Here is a 19,377-nt window from a genome sequence, read left to right on the forward strand (position 1 = left end):
ATCAATTAAAGTAATTTTCCTACCATTTCACAAAAATATCATTACTCTATTGTTTTTGTTTTAAGTTAAATCAGCCCACCGTATAATATAGAGCGTTAATTTGAACTTAATGCTCAAATGTAAGTCTTGTTAAGCCAACTTAAACTACCGATCACTATCGATCTTGCCTAACTTCTATTTATTACATGGATTTTTGCGTTCATGCGTCACAAAAAACCTGACTTGCTCGTAGTATTAGCGATTGTTTTAGGCTTAGGCATTGTGACTACCAGTTATGCGTCAAGCCTCTGGGAAAGACACAGCTCCAGCAAAGAGTATCAGCAAGCCTTAGAGCTGAGTATTCGTTAACTAGTCAGTGGTAAAAACAGTTAATTGCTGCTCAGTAAGCACTGCATCTAAAGGCACATCCCAAGCAGCGGCAGTTAACTGCTCAACCTGCTGAACACTATGGGCAACCCCCATCAACTTAGGCTGTTTCACCCGAACGGATGCAAATGCACGATCATAAAAGCCTCCGCCCATACCTAAGCGGTTACCCTGTTGATCAAATCCGACCAAAGGCATTAATACCAAATCCAATGCCCATGCTGAACGCTGCTGACTAGCGTTACTTAAAGGCTCAGCCAGTCCAAAACGGTTGGCTTGATAGCAACTATCTGCGGTAATGCGCTGAAAGGACATCTGAGTACGTGGCCACTTAGCCAACACGGGCAGATAAACCATTTTTTTATCAGCCAGCAATACGTTAATTAAGGGCGCTAAGTTTAACTCACCATCAGCTGCTTGATAGAGCGCTATATGCTGAGCACTCCAATACCAAGGATGACTACGTAGATGCTTAATTACCTTAAGCGATGCCTGCTGTTGTTGCACCGCACTTAAACTGCGGCGTAATTTACGCAGTTGAGCACGTAATAAACGTCGATTGGATAAATCAGTAGGTGCGAGGTTTAAATTCAAGACAGGTTTAATAACCGAACAAAAAAGTGACGACAAACGCAGAAAGGTTCCCCGGAAGTGCCGCTGCCTGCATGACCCTTGAACCCGAACAGTTCAAGGTGGAAGTCATGATTGATCTTTAGGCTTTCCGTCTAGCGGACCTGCTCACCGATCGTGTTACAACTTCCGGGTTATGAGAATCGGCTCCGGGCGTAGCAAGCTGGCCAACACTCTAGGGATGCCTTCAGTATACACACTCACTGCTGAGGCTCAAGCCTTTTTCGCTTGCTCTGCAAGGACCGCATTAACTTGATGCAATGAAGCTTCAATTTTAGATTGCACTTCCGCTGTAGGGAAATTCTCGACCACTGCACCTTGTTTATTTTGTAACTCGTAAGCCATGTTTAACGCTGCCATCACTGCAATGCGCTCTGTTCCCATTACTCGTCCAGTACGACGGATCTCACGCATTTTCTGATCCAAATACTCTGCTGCCGTAGTTAAAGCCGGCGCAACCTGCGCCTCACAGGCGACATGATAGTCCTTATCGAGAATCTGTATTTTCACTACATCTTTTTGCTTAGAAGTCATCGCTCTGCTCCAGTGCATCTAAGCGTACTAATATCCGCTCGATGGTTGCACATGCTTGAGTGTGTTGTTGAAGTAACTGTTGATTTTCCTCACTCAACTGCTGATAGCGCGCTTGCAAATCTAAGTGCTGGGTCACTAATTGATCAACCCGCTCTAGTAGCTTCTGTAAGTTATCTTGGCTCACTCTGCCTCCTGTTTGCTAAAGGAGGTATTTAGACTGACAGCGCTTACATCAAACAGCAGTAACTGTGGGATGAATGACAGTGCTTGATACCCATGGAAGTAAACGCCCAGTTTTGCAGGTTATTTCACCTAAAAACTAAACAAAGCGCGTTTTGCGCTTGATTCTAACAAAGATTTACGCTAAGTGGCAGCCTATCCCTTTAGGTAATTCTTGCTTTTTCTAAGGATCTGCACATCGTTAAGCAATTGGCTGTAGTAACATAAGACGGTATATAGTATCGGCTTAGTCATTCACTACTTATTTTCTGTTTTTGCTTTAGGTTTCTTATGTCTGCCCAACAGTCTGCTTATCACTCCTTTGCCACCTTACTTACTAGCCTGCAACAACCGGTGACACCGGCTGAATTACAAGGTTTTTTACTCGGCCGCAGCTGTGCAAATGCTAATTTCGATCAGCAACAGTGGTTAATTGATGCAGCAGAACTGTTTGCAGGCGAACTGCCTGAGACGCTACACAGCGCCTTGCAGGGCTTACAATTAATGACCTATCAAGAACTGACTAACACCGAAACCATGGCTCTGACGTTATTGCTACCTGAAGATGAGCTATCACTCAGTGAGCGCTTACAAGCTTTGAGCGAATGGTGCCAAAGTTTCTTAGCAGGCTTTGGTTTAAGCATTGGTAGCATTGTCGTGACTGAACAAGCAGCTGAGGTACTTGAGGACTTTGTCGCCTTAGCCAATATTGCTGACGCCGAAGAGGGTGAAGAAAACGAGCAAGATTATATGGAAGTCAGTGAATACCTAAGGGTTGCCCCATTGCTGCTATTTGCTGAGTGCGGAGCCAAGCAAACCATTGTTGCTCCGCAAGATCGCGCACCAGTGACTCATTAATCTTCAATTAGCCATAGGTTTACTCATGCTTAATTCAACTGCTCAACATTTTCACCAGCGGCGCCAACAGCTGTTACAAACCATGGCGCCTAATAGCCTACTCCTTCTGCCGGCCTCTCCAGTGGCTACACGTAATGGCAGCGTTGAATACAGCTATCGACCAGACAGTTACTTTTATTACCTCAGCGGTTTTAGCGAGCCTGAGGCGTGTCTGGTGTTAGTTAAAGATGCGCAGCATAGCACCCAAAGTATTTTATTTTGCCGCGAGCGCCATCCCGAACAAGAACAGTGGGAAGGAAAACGAGCAGGCCTTGAAGGTGCTGTTATCCAGTATGGCTTTGACCAAGCATTACCGATCACCCAATTAGCCGAGCACTTACCGCAACTACTCAATGGCAAACAGACTCTCTATCAATTATTTGCCTACGCCGAGCGCTCAGAAACACTTGTCAGTACGGCACTGCAACAGCTAAGACAACAAGCCAGAGCAGGGGCTAGCGCACCCACGGTGATTGAAGATATTACTCAGGTGCTCGATGAGATGCGTCTGATCAAAAGCCCATTTGAAGTAGAGCAAATGCAACAAGCTATGCTGATCTCAGCAGCGGCACACTGCAATGCGATGCGAGCTGCTACGCCAGGTATCTACGAGTATCAATTAGAAGCCGAGCTAGACTATACCTTTCGTCAAGGCGGCGCCCATCACAGCGCCTATTCCTCGATTGTGGCCGGTGGCGACAATGCCTGTATTCTGCATTATGTGGAAAATAACCAATTAATTCCTGACGGCGCACTAGTACTCATTGATGCTGGCTGTGAAATCAATGGTTATGCCAGCGATATCACTCGCACTTTTCCAGTGAATGGCCGCTTTAGTCCTGAACAAGCCGCGATTTACGATATCGTGCTCCAAGCGAACCAAGCAGCAATCGAATCTGTTGCCCCAGGGCAACGTTGGAATGTGCCCCATGATGTTACCGTACGCGTGATTACTGAAGGCCTAATAGCGCTTGGAATCTTGCAAGGTGAGCTAGAGCAACTGATTCAAAGCCATGCTTATCGCCCTTACTATATGCACCGTGCTGGTCACTGGCTAGGTTTAGACGTGCACGATGTAGGTGCTTACCAAGTAGAGGGCAACTGGCGTGAGCTCACTCCGGGAATGGTATTTACCATCGAGCCTGGGATTTATATTGCGCCCGATGATCAGAGCGTGGCTGCGAAGTGGCGTGGCATTGGTGTGCGCATTGAAGATAACGTACTCATTACCGATAGTGGATACCAAGTACTAACCCAAGGCGCTCCAAAACAACGTGCAGACATTGAAGCGTTAATGGCGTAAGCGCTGCATTTTACCAAGTGAGAAGGCATTTCCATGAGTACACGGCAAGCATCTAGCTCTTCAACCACCCAGATTGCTATTATTGGCGGTGGCTTGGTGGGTGCCAGTCTCGCCTTAGCCCTGCAAGCTGGAGCCAAGAAAAAGGGGTGGCGCATTACGCTGATTGAGCCCTTCCAACCAGGCCATGCCTTTCAGCCTAGTTATGATGCCCGTGGCTCCGCGCTCTCCTATGGCAGCCAACAAATTTATCACGCTTTAGGTATCTGGCCACAACTCAAGCAGCGCAGCCAAGCGATTAGCTCAATCCATGTGTCAGAACAAGGCAAGTTTGCTAACACGCGCCTCCTTGCTAGCGAATCAGGAGTGCCAGCCTTAGGTTATGTGGTAGAAAATGCTTGGTTAGGGCGCTGCCTGTGGGATGCTCTCGACCCAGAGGTGGTTGAGTGGCGCTGTCCTGCTCAGGTCGAGCACATTAAAGTCCATCAACAAGGCTATCAACTCAGCCTTAATGATGGCTCGCAATTAACTGCCGAGCTCACTATTTTAGCCGATGGTGGGCGCTCGGGTTTACGTGAGCAATTAGGTATTTATGCCAAGGTAACACCTTATCAACAGACTGCCTTAATCAGCACCGTTACCCCGCAACAGGATCACCAAGGCCAAGCCTTTGAACGCTTTACCGCGACCGGTCCCTTAGCTTTATTACCCTTAGTGGATAATCGGATGGTGCTCATCTGGACTCATCCACCAACGATTGCCGAACAGCTAAGCCAATTGCCTGATGCTGAGTTTAAACACGCTCTGCAACGTGAGTTTGGTTATCGCTTAGGCGCTTTTAATAAAGTGGGCACACGGCATCTGTATCCTCTGAACCTGATCGAAAGTAGCGAGCAAGTTCGCCCTCACCTAGTGGTGCTAGGTAATGCTGCCCATAGCCTGCACCCAATTGCCGGACAAGGCTATAACTTGTCACTGCGCGACTGTTTATGCTTAGCCAATACTTTATTAGCCAGTAATCAGCCGCTTGGCGACTTTGCCACTTTGCAACAGTACCAGCGGCTGCAGCAGCAAGATCAAGCCTTAACCATTGGTTTCTCTGATCAGGTGACGCGGCTATTCTCACACAGCCGTGCGCCCTTGGCTCAGTTACGCAGCTTAGGGCTCTTGGGCTTAGAATTAGCTTCTCCTGCCAAACAATGGTTTGCGCAACAGGCCATGGGCTTAGGTGGACGCCGTTATGTCTAAATCTGTTCAATCTAAACACGCACGCGCCTTAGCTAAAAAAGCGCGCTGGTTGAAATGGGGCATTAGTCTCTATCCTCCTTACTTGGGCGCTGGCATCTCAGTTAAGTCAATCTCCGCTGATTTTCGCCGAATTCAGGTACAAATGAAGCTACGCTGGTATAACCGCAATTATGTTGGTACCCAGTTCGGTGGTTCGCTGTACTCGATGACCGATCCTTTTTATATGCTGATGCTCATGCAATGCTTGGGTCCCCGTTATCTGGTCTGGGATCAGGCTTCACAGATTGATTTTATTAGTCCTGGCAAAGGCTATGTGCAGGCCCAGTTTCAATTGTCCGATGAACAATTGCTAGATATTCAACGCCAAACAGCTCAAGGTGAAAAATACTTGCCAGTGTTTCAGGTCAATATCCTCGACTCACAGCAACGCGTGATCGCACGGGTACAAAAAACGGTGTATGTGCGCCTGAAACCCGAGTATCGCCCAGCAACTCAATAGGATTGGTTATGCACGCAGATATCGTTATTGTTGGTGCCGGTATGGTTGGTAGCGCCTTAGCACTAGCCTTACAGTCACTTCCGCTGAAGATTGTATTGCTAGATAGCGGCTCTTTAAGCGCCCAACCACTGGATTTCCAACGCCCTTTTGCACCGCGAGTGAGTGCCCTATCCTTGGCCTCTGAACGGATTCTAACTCGACTTCAGGCTTGGTCTGGCATACAGCAGCGCCGTGCCTGCCCCTATTATCAGATGGAAGTCTGGGATGGCGACGGCACTGGCAATATTCAATTCTCTGCAGCTGATGTACATGCTGAGCACCTAGGGCATATCGTAGAGAATGATTTAGTCCAAGATGCACTGCTTGAGCAACTGGCAAACTCACCCATTCAGCTCTTAGCGCATAGTCGTTTAGAGCAACTCACACGCAGTCAAAACGGCTGGCAATTAAGCTTATCTGATCAAAGCCAGTTAACTACTCCACTATTAATCGCAGCTGATGGTGCGAATTCTGCCGTGCGCCGCCTAACTCAAGCGCCAACCCGTGAGTGGGATTATTTACATCACGCCATTGTCACCAGCGTACAAACCGAACAGCCGCATCAACACACTGCTTGGCAACGCTTTACTGCTACTGGTCCCATTGCCTTACTACCACTAACTGGCCAACCGCCAGCAGGCCATTGGTGTTCACTAGTGTGGTCGACCACACCTGAACATGCCCGTCAATTAATGGCACTTGATTCCCAAGTCTTTAATCAAGCTCTGGGCCAAGCCTTTGAATATCGTTTAGGAAAAATTATCCACAGCGATCAACGCTTTAGCATTCCACTACGCCAGCGCCACTTGAAACGCTATGTGCAACCAGGACTGGCCTTTATTGGTGATGCCGCCCATACCATCCACCCACTAGCGGGCCAAGGGGTGAATATGGGCTTTTTAGATGCAGCATCCCTTGCCGAAAACTTAATAGCCGCTGCCCAGCGTGGTGAACAACTGGCTAGCGAGCGTGTACTCAGTCGTTTTGAGCGCCAACGTATGCCCCATAACCTAACCATGATGGGAGCAATGGAAGGCTTTCAACACCTTTTTCAAAGTGATCACCTTGCCCTGCGATTAGCTCGCAATTTTGGTTTAAAGCTGATGAATGATACACCTCTGAGCAAAGCTTTGATTACCCGTCAAGCCCTTGGCGAAGGCAGCTATTTACCCGCACTTGCTCGGCCGCTACCCAGTTAATGACTAGCCTTTAGCTATTTATTGAAAACATTTGCCAAAGTAAATGCAATTCAATATCATTTGGTTTTATCTCACACATGGACACGAGGCTGTTATGCACAAACGTACCCCCTTACTGGCTGCTATGGGCTTAGCTGTACTAGCGAGCAATGCCTTTGCCGCTAACGATGAAGTGGTGGTGTACTCATCACGTATTGATGAGTTAATTAAGCCAGTATTTGACAAGTACACTGAAGAAACCGGTGTTAAAGTTAAGTTTATTACCGACAAAGAAGCGCCCTTAATGGCCCGCCTAAAAGCCGAAGGTGCCAATACTGTTGCTGATATGCTGATCACAGTTGATGCGGGTAACCTGTGGCAAGCAGAGCAAATGGGCATCTTACAGCCCATCGAGTCTGAAACCATTCAAAACAACATTCCTAGCCAATATCGCTCCAGTAATAACGAGTGGACAGGCTTATCCCTACGCGCACGTACCATTGTTTACTCTACAGAGCGTGTTGATCCTAAAGAATTAACCACCTATGAAGCGCTTGCGGATAAAGAGTGGAAAGATCGTCTTTGCTTACGCACCAGTAAGAAAGTGTACAACCAGTCGCTAACCGCCACCTTAATGGAAACCCATGGCGAGCAAAAAACTGAGGAAATCGTTAAAGGCTGGGTAAGTAATCTAAAAACTGATCCTTTCTCTGATGACACCGCTTTACTGCAAGCAATTGATGCGGGTCAGTGCGATGTAGGTATTGTTAATACTTACTACTACGGCCGCTTACACAAGCAAAATCCAGACTTAAAAGTAAAACTATTCTGGCCTAACCAAGAAGATCGTGGCGTACACGTCAACTTATCAGGTGCTGGCATCACTAAGCATGCACCGCATAAAGAAGCTGCGGTTAAACTGTTAGAATGGATGACTGGCCCTGAAGCGCAGGCGATTTTCGCTGGCGTAAACCAAGAGTTCCCAGCGAACCCAGCAGTTACGCCTTCAGCAGAAGTAGCTGCTTGGGGCGAGTTTGAAGCCGATAAAATCCCTGTTGAAGTAGCAGGTAAGCGTCAAGCAGAAGCGATTCGCTTAATGGATCGTGCTGGCTGGCGTTAAGTTTTACTCAGCGCTTTAATAACAAGCCGAAACCTTTTAGGTTTCGGCTTTTTTATGGCCTGTGTTTTGTTTAAAGATTACCCCAATCTATTGAAACTCAAGCACATTGCTACTAGACGGTAATTCTTCTTGGGCCAGTTCTTGCTGCACCCGCCCTGGATCCCTTAAGTAAAAACTCACTCCCTTAATCAAGGCGGGTAAACGCTGCTCATACTCGGGAAAGCTCACCACATAGTTAGTCCATAACTTAAAGTAATACACCAATACCGTATCTTGTAAGTTAAATAGCAAATCAGGGTGTACTACCTCGGTTAGCTCCTCAATACAGCTAAGTAACAGATTTTCCATTAACTCGGCATTTGTTTCGTCATATTTATTATAATGCCGAGTTGCTTTTCTCAGCTTACGCACTAATGCTGCCTGCTTATTCATCTATACCTTCTACTTAACTGCGCAAAGGCCTTACTGCCTGAGTGATTCACCTTGGAGTTATTATGCGCACTGCGCCTAAAAAAATCCTGAGCACTATTATCGGCCTAGCTTTGCTCTTACTGCTGGCTTGGCTGCAGCTAGAGCCTAGCAATTCAAAACAAACCCAATACTCACCGGAGCTTAGGCAAACCCTTGCGCTTATTAAACAAGGTGGCCCTTACCCTTATCGGCAAGATAATAGCCTGTTTCATAATCGCGAAAAACGCTTACCTCTCAAGCCGCGCGGCTACTACCGAGAATACACAGTTCCTACGCCCAATCTCAAACATCGCGGTGCCAAACGTGTAGTTACTGGCGGGCAACCGCCAGAAGTGTACTATTACACCGAAGATCATTATCAAAGTTTTATTCAATTAAAGGTGCAGCCATGACCACTGCAAGCGGTTTATTTTGGGTCAATCAACGCCCTGCTGTAACTGTTGATTATGAGTTTACCCCTACCGCAGTGAATCGCTGTACGCTCTTGAGCTGGTTGAGCGAAACTTTTCAGTTTGCCGAATACTTTGGCAATAACTGGGATGCCGCTTGGGACTGTTTAAGTGAAGTCCCATGGAACCCACAGCAGCCATTACGGCTGTATATTTCCTTTGCAAAAGCCACTGTAATTGAGGCCGATGCCCTAGAGCAATTTATCCAGTTGCTAGCAGATGCTGCCTCTGAATGGCAGAGCTTAACTGTCTACTTGCAAGCGCCAGTTAACCCTTAAGCAAAAACGCCTTACTCCTAAGAGTAAGGCGTTGAATCAAATTGAGCGCAGGCGAACTTAGTCCTCAATGCTTTCCCGTTCACGATAGCCTAGTAGATACAAAATGCCGTCCAGACCTAAGGTTGAAATCGCCTGACGGGCACTTTGCTTAACCAAGGGCTTTGCCCGAAAAGCCACACCTAGACCTGCTAACCCTAGCATCGGCAAGTCATTCGCCCCATCACCAACAGCAATCGTCTGTTCTAAGCGTAAGCCTTCTTTAGCAGTCAACTCTTGCAGCAAATCGGCTTTGCGCTGGGCATCGACAATTGGCTCAATCACTCGCCCAGTCACCTTGCCATCAATAATTTCTAGCTCATTAGCATAGACATAATCAATGCCTAACTTGGCTTGTAGCTGCTTGGCAAAATAGGTAAAACCACCGGACAAAATCGCAGTTTTGTAGCCCAAACGCTTAAGCTCGGTAAATAGCACCTCAGCACCTTCGGTAAGCTTCAAGCTATCGGCAATACCTTGCAGGCTAGACTCTGGTAATCCTTCTAAGAGCGCTAAACGCTCTTTAAAGCTGGCTTTAAAATCCAGCTCACCCTGCATCGCGCGCTCAGTAATAGCTGCTACTTTCTCGCCAACACCAGCCGCTTTAGCTAACTCATCAATAACTTCGGCCTCAATTAACGTCGAGTCCATATCAAACACTGCTAATCGACGGTTACGCCGAAAAACGGTATCACGCTGGAAGGCAATATCAACATTCAACTCTTGGGCGACACTTAAAAACTCAGCTCGCAATGCCGCCACATCTTCAGGCTCACCGCGCACTGAAAACTCAATACAGCCTTTGCTTTTATCCAAAGGCAAATCAAGCGGACGACGACCAGACAAACGATCAATATGATCAATATTTAGGTCATATTTAGCAGTAATTTCACTGACTCGTTGCAGTTGTAAAGCCGTGACTTTACGGGTTAGTAGGGTCACGATATAGCGCGACTTGCCCTGACCCTGCACCCACAACTGATAATCTTGCTCAGAAATAGGGGTAAAGCGCACCTGCTGATCTAATTTGTAACCAGTAAACAGCACATCTTTAAGCGCGTCTGCAGAGCCTTGTGCCTGTGGAATTTCGACTAAAATCCCAAAAGATAGGGTGTCATGAATCACCGCCTGCCCAATATCGAGAATATTTACCCCCGCATTAGCCAGCACTCCCATGATCGCCGCGGTTAAACCTGGGCGATCTTCTCCGGTGATATTAATCAGTACTATTTCGCGCAAGGCGCTATCTCCACTCGATAAGGTAATGGTTAGAAACGAAATACTTCAACTTGCTCAGCCGATGGTTTCACTGGTGCTTCAGGTAAGGTTGCAGGCGTCGCTAACCCCTTAGTTGGTGTTGTGCTAGCAGACTCGACTGCGCTCTTAGTTGGCGTCTTAGCTGAGCGCACGCTAGATTGATTATAAGCCACTTGCCGTTTAGCTGACTGCTGGCGCATTTGCTGACTTAAAGCTTTACTTAAGCGCTGCAACAACGCACTTTGCGCTTTAACTTGTGAGTCTAAGCTATTTTGATGCGGCTCATTGTCGGTATATAAACCACTGTCTAAAAGCTCACCGTTGGCATCCAATAAACGCCACTGCGCCTCAATCAGCGCGGGTTGTTGTACACCTGAATCTAAACGACTAATACTCAGCACTAACTGCTGCTGAGGCTCAACCCCAATGCGATCAGGATATAAAGAAATTTTACTGGTATTGAGCTCCACTGCTAGCTGCCGCACGAGGTACTGACCAATATTATCTTGCAGACTGCCAGCCCAACGCCCGCCCTTAGCCATGCTAAAGCTGCCATCGGCATCGCGCTGTAAAATGCTTTCACGTTGCAAATAATCGGCCACCTTTAAGGGCCCAAGTAATACGGTTAAATCATGCTCTTTAGTGTTTTTAGCCGCCACCGCCGACTGCAACTGATAAAACTGAACCGGCTCAGTCGTAGCACAGCCACCTAAGCCTGCCATTGCAAGCACAGCCAAAACTACAGGTAATACGGGTAGGTGCTTAATCATTGTTTTTTCCCAAAAATTAATGACTCTGGATTGCGCTCTAAACCTTCAGCAGCGCGCTGCATAGCTTTGCTTGCCTGACTCAGTTCTTGCAGGACGTTGAGCATCTCATATTGTAATTCAGATTGCGGACCAATGGAGCGACGACTATCCACCACCAAGCCATTCATCTGCTCGATTACCAGCTGGGTATTTTTCGCGGTTTGGCGTAACTCTTTCATCACTTCGGTTAGTTCATTACCACTGCCGGTCACCGTACCCATTAACTGCGGTACATCTAAGTTTAATTGGGCGGTCAGCTGATCAACGTTGGCTAAAATTTTATTTACCCCTTCCAGCCCCTCACTGAGCACTGGTGAGCTGGCTAATTTATCCAATGAGCGCATCGCACCACTGGCAGTTTCCATTAGTTCAGCAATGGGCACATCTTTCAGACCTGACACTAAATCACGCAGCACATCAGCAGCCTGATCAATTTTTGACGGCACACTAGGTATCGCTGGTACATCAAAGCGATGGGGCTCACGAATATAACCTTCATGCCCCGGAAAAAAATCCAGCGCGACAATGGCCTTACCCGTTAACAAACTAGGGGTTTGTAATTGTGCACGCAGACCACGCTCAACCAAAGGCTCAACCACCGCATCAAAACCTTTGCCACCTAAACTGGCTGCTTCGTTTTCACCTTGGTTGATGCGAATCACCACCGGCATGATCACATCCTGAATGCTGCGATCATAGGACAAGCGAATTTCCCGCACACTGCCGACCTTGACTCCGCGGTAAGTCACATCAGCGCCTACATCCAATCCATCGAGGGTACCGGTAAAGTACACCACGTATTCAGCCGGTTTAGTAAACAAACTGTCTCGACTTAAAATCATCACCCCACTGACCAGTAAAAAAATACCAACCAGCACAAAGGCGCCAATTAAAAAAGGTTTTCTTGAATCACTCATAGTGCCTCCGTGGCTTTTGCACCACGACGTAAAAAACGTTGTACGGTTTCTGGGCCATTATCTAATAGCTCGGTTAAGGAACCAAATGCGATTTGGGTACGGGTTTTATTGTCGAGAAACAAGCAGGTATCAGCCACCGCATAAATACTAGGTAGCTCGTGGGTAACCAAGACAATGGTTGAGCCTAAACTATCACGCAACTGTAAAATCAGCTCATCCAAGGCTTGTGAGCTTAGCGGATCAAGTCCTGCCGAAGGCTCATCAAAGAACAACACTTCAGGATCTAAAGCTAAAGCCCGCGCCAAAGCGGCTCGTTTGCGCATTCCCCCCGACAGCTCAGAAGGGTACAAATCGGCGCAACCGGTTAGCCCAACTAAGGAGAGCTTAAGCTCTGCCAGCTCATTCTGCTCAGCGCGACTTAAATTGGGGCGCCACGCGGCCAAGGGTAAGCAAATATTTTGCCGTAAGGTCATCGACCCCCAGAGCGCGCCGTTTTGGTACAACACGCCAAAATACTGCTGCAAGTTAGCCCGTGTATCTTCATCTTGCGCCCAAAAGTCTTCGCCATGAAAGTAACTGGTTCCTGCCAATGGCGCCTGCAAACCAATCAGATGGCGCAACAAGGTGCTCTTACCACAGCCACTACCGCCCATAATGACAAAGACTTCGCCCTGTTTAATTGAAAAATTTAGATCGCGCTGAATCACTAAGCTGCCATAACCTGCACTTAAGTTTTCAGCAACTAAAATGCCTGAGTTTCGCATATTAAATCCCCAACTGAGTGCAGATTAAGGTAATCATCGCATCACTCACTACCAGCGCGACAATAATGCTAACCACCGCACCGGTGGTGGCTTTACCTACCGCCTGGGCATTACGACCACTGTTTAAGCCGTAATAGCAGCCGATTAAACCGATCAGTACCGCAAACACTAAGCTTTTAAATAAACCAATCATAAAATCGGTTAAGGTCAACATCGATAAGCTTTGGTTAATGTATTGGGTGGCAGAAATATCAAATAAGCCCGAACCAATCACGAACCCGCCAAAAATCCCCAAGGCATCGGCAAATACCGTTAAAATCGGCATACTAATCAAGAGCGCTAACAAACGCGGCAAAACTAAAAACTCTAAGGGTGGAAAACCAAAGGTTTTCAATGCATCGACTTCTTCATTGGCCTGCATACTGCCCAGCTCTGCCGCATAGGCCGCCCCAGTTCGGCCGGCCATAATCACTGCGGTCATTAACGCGCCCATTTCTCGGGTCATACCAATGGCCACCATGTTGGCAATATACAGTTGCGCACCAAAGGCTTCTAACTGCGCGGCACCAACAAAGGCTAAAATCAACCCCACTAGACTGGCAATCAGCGCCACAATCGGTAAGGCACCTGGCCCGCACTGCTGTAGGGCATCCCAAAAATCGCTCATACGCATGCGTCCCTTTCCAAGCAGCATGCGCCAGCAGGCGATTAATACTTCGCCAATAAACTGACAACTTTTACCAATCGCAGCAAACACCGCCATGACCACTAAACCAAAGCGGGCAATTCTGCCAAAGGCCTGAGGTTCCTGTGCTTTAGCTTGCACCGATGGCGTCTCCGCCATCACCAAGAGCCTACTAACTGCTGGCGGCAAATCGGCAAATTCAACACTTGCATTTTGCTGCTCAGCTAAGCGACGAATCCGCCGTAGCATCGCCAGTAAACTGCTATCCCATTGCTCTACTTCAACCTGCACAGTGACGTGCTTAGCCGACTTAGGTTTAGCTTTCCATACCTTGGCTAAATTAGGTTTGGCTTGGTGTAAAGTCCAAGCACCACGCAAGTTTAGCCTGGCAGATTCGGTGCCATCCCACTCTAAAATTGCTTGATCTGGCACGCTTGCCATAGCTGTTTACCTTTTATTAAGAGGTTGCTTGATCGGCCCATATTTTTTCAACACGCTGAAAGCCGCGCGGTAGTTTGCTGCCACGTCGACCTCGTTCACCATAATAATGTTCTAAATCATCAGGTTTTAACGTCAAGGTGCGCTTACCCGACTGCACAATTAACGAATCACTAGCAGTAACGAGTGCACAGCCAACTACCCACTCTTCACGCTTAGCCGCGCGCTCAGCAGTAATACCAATAATTTTATTACCCTTGCCTCGGGATAAAATGGGTAACTCTTTTAAGGCAAATACCAATAATCGTCCCTCATTCGTCACCACCGCTAGCAACTGCGATTCTAGTGCCTGAACTTCCATTGGCGGCAATACCTTAGCAGCAGTAGGTAAAGTGATTAAAGCCTTACCGGCTTTATTCTTAGTGTTTAAATCGGCGCCCTTCACTAAAAAACCATAGCCAGCATCGCTGGCCATTAAGTACAGCGCCTCATCTTCAGCGGCAAGGATCCATTCAAAACTAGCGCCCATTGGTGGGGCTAAGCGGCCAGTTAAGGGCTCACCTTGGCCTCGGGCTGAAGGTAAGGTATGGGCAGCTAGCGAGTAACTACGTCCTTCACTGTCTAAAAAACTCACCTGCTGATTGGAGCGAGCAGGCTGTGCCTGTTTTAATCCATCACCCGCTTTGTATGATAAAGCTGCTGCATCAACCTCATGCCCTTTCGCCGCACGCACCCAGCCTTGTTCTGATAAAACAATCGTTAGTGCTTCTACCGGCACCAAAGCACTTTCATCAAGCGCCTTGGCTTCCACTCGCTCAACCAGCGGTGAACGGCGAGGATCGCCATAGATTTCGGTATCTTGCTGAATTTCTTGTTTAACTAAGCGCTTAAGCTTCGCCGGGCTAGCCAACAAGCCCTGCAACTTTTTCTGCTCTTTCAGTAGCTCGGCCTGTTCCCCCCGAATTTTCATCTCTTCTAAGCGGGCCAATTGACGCAAGCGCGTATCTAAAATGTAGTCTGTTTGGGTTTCAGTTAAGGCAAAGCATTGCATCAACACACTTTTAGGCTGATCTTCCGTTCGAATAATCTCAATCACCTGATCGAGATTTAAAAAAGCGATCAGTAAGCCATCTAACAAATGTAAGCGGCGCTCAACTCGATCGAGCCTAAACTGCAGACGACGGCGCACGGTTTCCAGTCTAAAACTCAACCACTCGGTTAAAATCTGCAACAGATTTTTCACTTGGGGCTTGCCGTCTAGGCCAATCACATTACTGTTAAAGCGGTAACTACTTTCTAAGTCCGTGGTGGCAAATAAATGCTGCATCAGGGCCTTGCTATCAATTCGGTTAGAGCGCGGCACAATCACAATGCGGCAGGGATTTTGATGATCTGACTCATCACGCAAATCCGCCACCATCGGCAGTTTTTTTGCCTGCATTTGCCCGGCAATTTGCTCCAAAACCTTGGCCCCTGAAACTTGATAAGGCAGTGCCGTCACCACAATCTCGCCATCTTCTAGACGATACACGGCCCGCGCGCGAACCGAACCCCGCCCCGTTTGATAGATTTTTAATAAATCAGCCCGCGGGGTAATAATTTCAGCTGCGGTTGGAAAGTCTGGGCCTTGGATATGCGTTAATAGCTCTTCTAATGTACTGTTTGGCTGATCTATCAGCTGCACACAGGCATTGGCCACTTCAAGCAAATTGTGCGGTGGAATATCGGTAGCCATGCCCACGGCAATTCCCGTGGTGCCATTGAGCAGCAGGTTCGGCAGCCGTGCTGGCAGCACCGAAGGCTCTTGCAGCGTGCCGTCAAAGTTATCCACCCAATCAACCGTGCCCTGACCTAACTCAGCCAGCAAACTATCGGCATACTGCGCCAGCCTGGCTTCGGTATAACGCATCGCAGCAAAGGATTTAGGATCATCAGGCGCCCCCCAGTTCCCCTGCCCATCAACCAACGGATAGCGATAACTAAATGGCTGCGCCATTAACACCATTGCCTCATAACACGCAGAGTCGCCATGGGGGTGAAACTTACCCAGCACGTCACCTACGGTTCGCGCAGATTTTTTATGCTTCGCTTCAGCATTTAGACCTAGCTCGCTCATGGCATAGACAATACGTCGCTGCACCGGCTTTAGGCCATCACCAATATGCGGTAAGGCCCGGTCCATAATCACGTACATCGAATAATTGAGGTACGCTTTTTCAGTAAAGTCAGCGAGCGAGCGTTGCTCCACCCCTTCAAAACTTAAATCGACTAATTCACTCATAACTTTTCTACTTTACCTGCCTGTTAATGCCTGTACGTCTATGCTGTACAGTGCTGCACTCAATGCAACCAGCCCTTGGCAGGTGCTTTAAATTGCCAAATAATCGGATTTTGCAACTGGTCAGCCCGGACTTTACCAGCCGTATCTAAGCCAACCCAAGCCGCACCGTCCTCAATCACTAAAGCTTCTGCCATACCTAACTGAGCACCAGCGTAGCGCTTCTCGGGCAGGCTTTCAGTGGCCGCAAATGACCAACAACGTTCAACTTTTCCGTGCTGTAATTCTCGCCGACAAATCTGTCGCGCGGCGCGCTCTAAGGTAAATAACTTATCGCGATAGAGACTTAACCCTGAGAAGTCCGCCGCCGTGTGACCGTTATAGGGTTCGGGCAATGGCACCTGATGTTGTTCGACTAAGACTACACAGTTATCAATACAACGCCACTGTAGTTGATGCTGGGTTAAACGAATTAAGCCACGACCCTGCCGCTCCGCGGCTAACCAGAGCTGACTGCCATCTTCCGCTAGCACAAGGCCCTCTAAACCCGCATTGTGCCGCAACAATAAACCGTTAGCGCGCGCCATCGAGTGCAAGTTACTCGGTAAACGAATCCAGCGTCCTTCGCCTTCGCGATCAACCTGTAACACGGCAGAATACGCCTCACTTACCAAATACAGGTTGTGCTGGCTATCGCAGCTAATGCCCTCAAAGTCCAGCTCACTGCCTCTAACCTGACTGACGACGCTCTGTAATAGGCCATTAGCTAAAGGTTTGCGATTAATCGGCGGTACTTGAATCGCATAGGGGTTAGCCAGAAACTGTTGCTGCGCGCTATCTAAAATCAGCTCAAACACTTGATTATCCACACGGTCTGACACCGCCCACCAACGACCCTGGCACTGGCTAAGGCCTGATAAATGACCGGCCGCTAGCCCTTGCACTGGGTACTCTTGGGCTAACTCCAGCACCGTTTCATCAGCCCAGCCCAGTTGTGTCAGACTCAACAGTAGCCAAGCTGTAAAAAGGGGCCAGTGACTCGCTCTCAAGCTAAGACCTCGGCCAGATTACCTTTATCTTCTAACCAGCTACGGCGATCACTGGAGCGCTTTTTCGCCAATAACATATCCATCAATTCAATCGTTTGTTGGCTATCTTCCAAGGTGAGCTGAACCAAGCGTCGGGTGTTCGGATCCATGGTGGTTTCTCTTAATTGCCCAGGATTCATTTCACCCAGTCCTTTAAAACGAGTCACCTGCAACTTGCCACGTTTATTTTGCTGCTTGAGCTGCTCTAGAATTGCATCACGCTCTCCTTCATCCAGGGCGTAATGCACTTCTTTACCCAAATCGATCCGAAAGAGTGGCGGCATTGCCACATACACATGACCTTGCTCAATCAAAGGCCTAAAGTGCTGTAAGAACAAAGCACAGAGCAAGGTAGCAATGTGTAAACCGTCTGAATCGGCATCGGCCAGAATACAAATTTTGCCATAGCGCAGTTGGCTCAAATCCTTAGCGCCGGGATCAACCCCAATGGCTACAGCAATGTCATGCACTTCCTGAGAACCAAGCACTACACTGCCATCGACTTCCCAAGTGTTAAGAATTTTACCGCGCAGCGGCATAATCGCCTGAAACTCTTTATCCCGTGCTTGCTTAGCACTGCCACCAGCCGAGTCGCCCTCAACTAAGAACAATTCACCCCGCATCGGGTCATGCCCTACGCAATCGGCTAACTTGCCTGGCAACGCAGGACCTTGGGTAATTTTTTTGCGCTCCACCCGTTTGGCTGATTTTAAGCGCTTACCGGCATGGGCTATCGCTAACTCTGCCAACTGCGTGCCTAACTCAGGGTTGGCGTTAAGCCACAAACTAAAGGCATCTTTGACTACGCTGCCAACAAAGCCGGCAGCGTTGCGTGAGGATAAACGCTCTTTGGTTTGCCCAGAAAACTGTGGTTCTTGCAGTTTAATCGACAACACAAAGCTAATGCGCTCCCAAATATCTTCTGGCGCCAGCTTAACTCCACGTGGCAATAGATTACGAAACTCACAAAATTCGCGCATCGCATCCAGCAAACCTTGACGCAGGCCATTAACGTGAGTTCCACCTTGGGCGGTAGGAATTAAGTTAACGTAACTTTCTTGAATTAACTCTCCGTCTTCCGGTAACCAACATAATGCCCAGTCAACTTGCTCGGTCTTACCTTTTTGCTCGCCACAAAATAGCTCTTCTGGCAAACGTTCAGTCGTGCCTAGGGTTTCCGTCAAATAGGAGCGCAAGCCATCGACAAACTGCCACTCCAGTTTTTCATTAGTATTTTTATCAACAAATACCACTTGCAGCCCAGGGCAAAGTACCGCTTTCGCTTTCAAAATATGCTTTAGCCGCGGTACCGAGAGCTTAGCTGAATCAAAGTACTTAGGATCAGGCCAAAAACGGATTGAGGTTCCGGTATTGCGCCGTCCGACAGTCCCAACTACGGTTAAAGCCGAAGCGGTAAAACCATCGTTAAAAGTCATCAGGTATTCTTGACCATCACGTCGTACACGGACCTCTACTTGGCTCGACAAAGCATTGACTACCGACACTCCAACCCCATGCAAACCACCAGAAAACTCGTAGTTTTTATTAGAGAACTTACCGCCTGCATGCAGCCGAGTAAAAATCAACTCTACCCCTGAGATGCCCTCTTCAGGGTGAATATCCACCGGCATACCGCGTCCATCATCAATCACTTCGAGCGATTGATCAGTATGTAAGATCACCTGAATTTGCTTTGCATGCCCGGCTAACGCCTCATCCACGCTGTTATCAATCACTTCTTGGGCTAGGTGATTCGGGCGAGTGGTATCGGTATACATGCCTGGGCGCTTACGCACCGGATCCAGCCCCGATAACACCTCAATCGCATCAGCGGTATAGGTCGTATTAGTCATAACTGCCTTTTAAATCAAAATATA

General features: G+C 48.1%; 21 protein-coding genes and 1 other RNA gene. 9 read left to right on the forward strand and 13 right to left on the reverse strand.

What is annotated here, in order from left to right; genetic code table 11:
- The first annotated feature begins 201 nt into the window (after positions 1–201).
- Positions 202–348, forward strand: a complete 147-nt coding sequence (locus tag AC2T15_RS10090; protein WP_173568163.1) for a hypothetical protein — start codon at positions 202–204, stop codon at positions 346–348.
- Here the strand turns inward: AC2T15_RS10090 and AC2T15_RS10095 are convergent, their stop codons facing one another.
- The 4 genes from AC2T15_RS10095 to AC2T15_RS10110 form a co-directional block, all read right to left on the reverse strand.
- Positions 349–960 carry a 5-formyltetrahydrofolate cyclo-ligase gene (locus tag AC2T15_RS10095; RefSeq protein WP_053103641.1) on the reverse strand — a complete coding sequence of 204 codons (612 nt, stop codon included), beginning with the start codon at positions 958–960 and terminating at the stop codon, positions 349–351.
- A 44-nt stretch (positions 961–1,004) separates the two neighbouring features.
- Positions 1,005–1,181: non-coding RNA, 6S RNA (gene ssrS, locus AC2T15_RS10100), on the reverse strand.
- Between the two features lie 28 nt (positions 1,182–1,209).
- Positions 1,210–1,530 (reverse strand): cell division protein ZapA, encoded by a 321-nt coding sequence (locus tag AC2T15_RS10105; protein ID WP_053100486.1) that lies wholly within the window; start codon positions 1,528–1,530, stop codon positions 1,210–1,212.
- Positions 1,520–1,714 carry a hypothetical protein gene (locus AC2T15_RS10110; RefSeq protein ID WP_053100487.1) on the reverse strand — a complete coding sequence of 65 codons (195 nt, stop codon included), beginning with the start codon at positions 1,712–1,714 and terminating at the stop codon, positions 1,520–1,522. Before AC2T15_RS10110 ends, AC2T15_RS10105 begins: the two co-directional genes overlap by 11 nt.
- A gap of 326 nt (positions 1,715–2,040) precedes the next feature.
- On the opposite strand from AC2T15_RS10110, the gene AC2T15_RS10115 reads away from it, so the two are divergent.
- The 6 genes from AC2T15_RS10115 (at position 2,041) to AC2T15_RS10140 (ending at position 8,030) form a co-directional block, all read left to right on the forward strand.
- Positions 2,041–2,607: a UPF0149 family protein gene (locus tag AC2T15_RS10115; RefSeq protein WP_053102884.1), complete on the forward strand. Its 567-nt coding sequence runs from the start codon at positions 2,041–2,043 to the stop codon at positions 2,605–2,607.
- Positions 2,608–2,632: 25 nt separating this feature from the next.
- Positions 2,633–3,949 carry a Xaa-Pro aminopeptidase gene (pepP, locus tag AC2T15_RS10120; protein WP_486778206.1) on the forward strand — a complete coding sequence of 439 codons (1,317 nt, stop codon included), beginning with the start codon at positions 2,633–2,635 and terminating at the stop codon, positions 3,947–3,949.
- A gap of 33 nt (positions 3,950–3,982) precedes the next feature.
- Complete coding sequence (ubiH, locus tag AC2T15_RS10125; protein ID WP_373331998.1) at positions 3,983–5,194, forward strand: 2-octaprenyl-6-methoxyphenyl hydroxylase; 1,212 nt, start codon at positions 3,983–3,985, stop codon at positions 5,192–5,194.
- Entirely contained in the window at positions 5,187–5,693 is a 507-nt protein-coding gene (locus AC2T15_RS10130) for a DUF4442 domain-containing protein (RefSeq protein ID WP_053100491.1), read from the forward strand. The genes ubiH and AC2T15_RS10130 overlap by 8 nt, the downstream gene beginning before the upstream one ends.
- 8 nt (positions 5,694–5,701) lie before the next feature.
- Positions 5,702–6,931, forward strand: coding sequence for an FAD-dependent monooxygenase (locus AC2T15_RS10135; RefSeq protein ID WP_373331999.1), 1,230 nt, complete (start codon positions 5,702–5,704; stop codon positions 6,929–6,931).
- A 94-nt stretch (positions 6,932–7,025) separates the two neighbouring features.
- Complete coding sequence (locus AC2T15_RS10140) at positions 7,026–8,030, forward strand: Fe(3+) ABC transporter substrate-binding protein (protein ID WP_053100493.1); 1,005 nt, start codon at positions 7,026–7,028, stop codon at positions 8,028–8,030.
- An 87-nt stretch (positions 8,031–8,117) separates the two neighbouring features.
- On the opposite strand, the gene AC2T15_RS10145 is transcribed toward AC2T15_RS10140, so the two are convergent.
- Complete coding sequence (locus AC2T15_RS10145) at positions 8,118–8,462, reverse strand: hypothetical protein (protein WP_053100494.1); 345 nt, start codon at positions 8,460–8,462, stop codon at positions 8,118–8,120.
- A gap of 62 nt (positions 8,463–8,524) precedes the next feature.
- Between AC2T15_RS10145 and AC2T15_RS10150 the strand changes: the two genes are divergently transcribed.
- On the forward strand, positions 8,525–8,893 hold the full coding sequence (locus tag AC2T15_RS10150; protein WP_373332000.1) for a guanyl-specific ribonuclease: 369 nt from the start codon (positions 8,525–8,527) through the stop codon (positions 8,891–8,893).
- Positions 8,890–9,228 (forward strand): barstar family protein, encoded by a 339-nt coding sequence (locus AC2T15_RS10155; RefSeq protein ID WP_053108398.1) that lies wholly within the window; start codon positions 8,890–8,892, stop codon positions 9,226–9,228. The genes AC2T15_RS10150 and AC2T15_RS10155 overlap by 4 nt, the downstream gene beginning before the upstream one ends.
- 57 nt (positions 9,229–9,285) lie before the next feature.
- Here AC2T15_RS10155 and serB read toward each other — a convergent pair whose 3' ends face one another.
- Genes serB through parE form a run of 8 tightly spaced genes read right to left on the reverse strand, consistent with a single transcriptional unit; the run spans position 9,286 to position 19,353 of the window.
- Entirely contained in the window at positions 9,286–10,503 is a 1,218-nt protein-coding gene (serB, locus tag AC2T15_RS10160) for a phosphoserine phosphatase SerB (RefSeq protein ID WP_486778207.1), read from the reverse strand.
- A gap of 29 nt (positions 10,504–10,532) precedes the next feature.
- Positions 10,533–11,291, reverse strand: a complete 759-nt coding sequence (locus AC2T15_RS10165) for a PqiC family protein (protein WP_486778208.1) — start codon at positions 11,289–11,291, stop codon at positions 10,533–10,535.
- On the reverse strand, positions 11,288–12,247 hold the full coding sequence (locus AC2T15_RS10170; protein ID WP_486778209.1) for an MlaD family protein: 960 nt from the start codon (positions 12,245–12,247) through the stop codon (positions 11,288–11,290). Before AC2T15_RS10170 ends, AC2T15_RS10165 begins: the two co-directional genes overlap by 4 nt.
- Positions 12,244–13,011: an ABC transporter ATP-binding protein gene (locus AC2T15_RS10175; RefSeq protein ID WP_486778210.1), complete on the reverse strand. Its 768-nt coding sequence runs from the start codon at positions 13,009–13,011 to the stop codon at positions 12,244–12,246. Before AC2T15_RS10175 ends, AC2T15_RS10170 begins: the two co-directional genes overlap by 4 nt.
- A 1-nt stretch (position 13,012) precedes the next feature.
- On the reverse strand, positions 13,013–14,137 hold the full coding sequence (locus AC2T15_RS10180) for an ABC transporter permease (RefSeq protein WP_486778211.1): 1,125 nt from the start codon (positions 14,135–14,137) through the stop codon (positions 13,013–13,015).
- 16 nt (positions 14,138–14,153) lie between these two features.
- Positions 14,154–16,415: a DNA topoisomerase IV subunit A gene (parC, locus tag AC2T15_RS10185; protein ID WP_486778212.1), complete on the reverse strand. Its 2,262-nt coding sequence runs from the start codon at positions 16,413–16,415 to the stop codon at positions 14,154–14,156.
- Positions 16,416–16,474: 59 nt separating this feature from the next.
- The gene (locus tag AC2T15_RS10190) at positions 16,475–17,419 is read right to left on the reverse strand and encodes an esterase-like activity of phytase family protein (protein WP_486778213.1); all 945 of its coding nucleotides are present in this window, start codon (positions 17,417–17,419) and stop codon (positions 16,475–16,477) included.
- Positions 17,420–17,457: 38 nt separating this feature from the next.
- Positions 17,458–19,353, reverse strand: coding sequence for a DNA topoisomerase IV subunit B (parE, locus tag AC2T15_RS10195; protein ID WP_486778214.1), 1,896 nt, complete (start codon positions 19,351–19,353; stop codon positions 17,458–17,460).
- Between the last annotated feature and the right edge of the window lie 24 nt (positions 19,354–19,377).

The organism is Thiopseudomonas sp. SA1F2-1K (assembly GCF_057443035.1).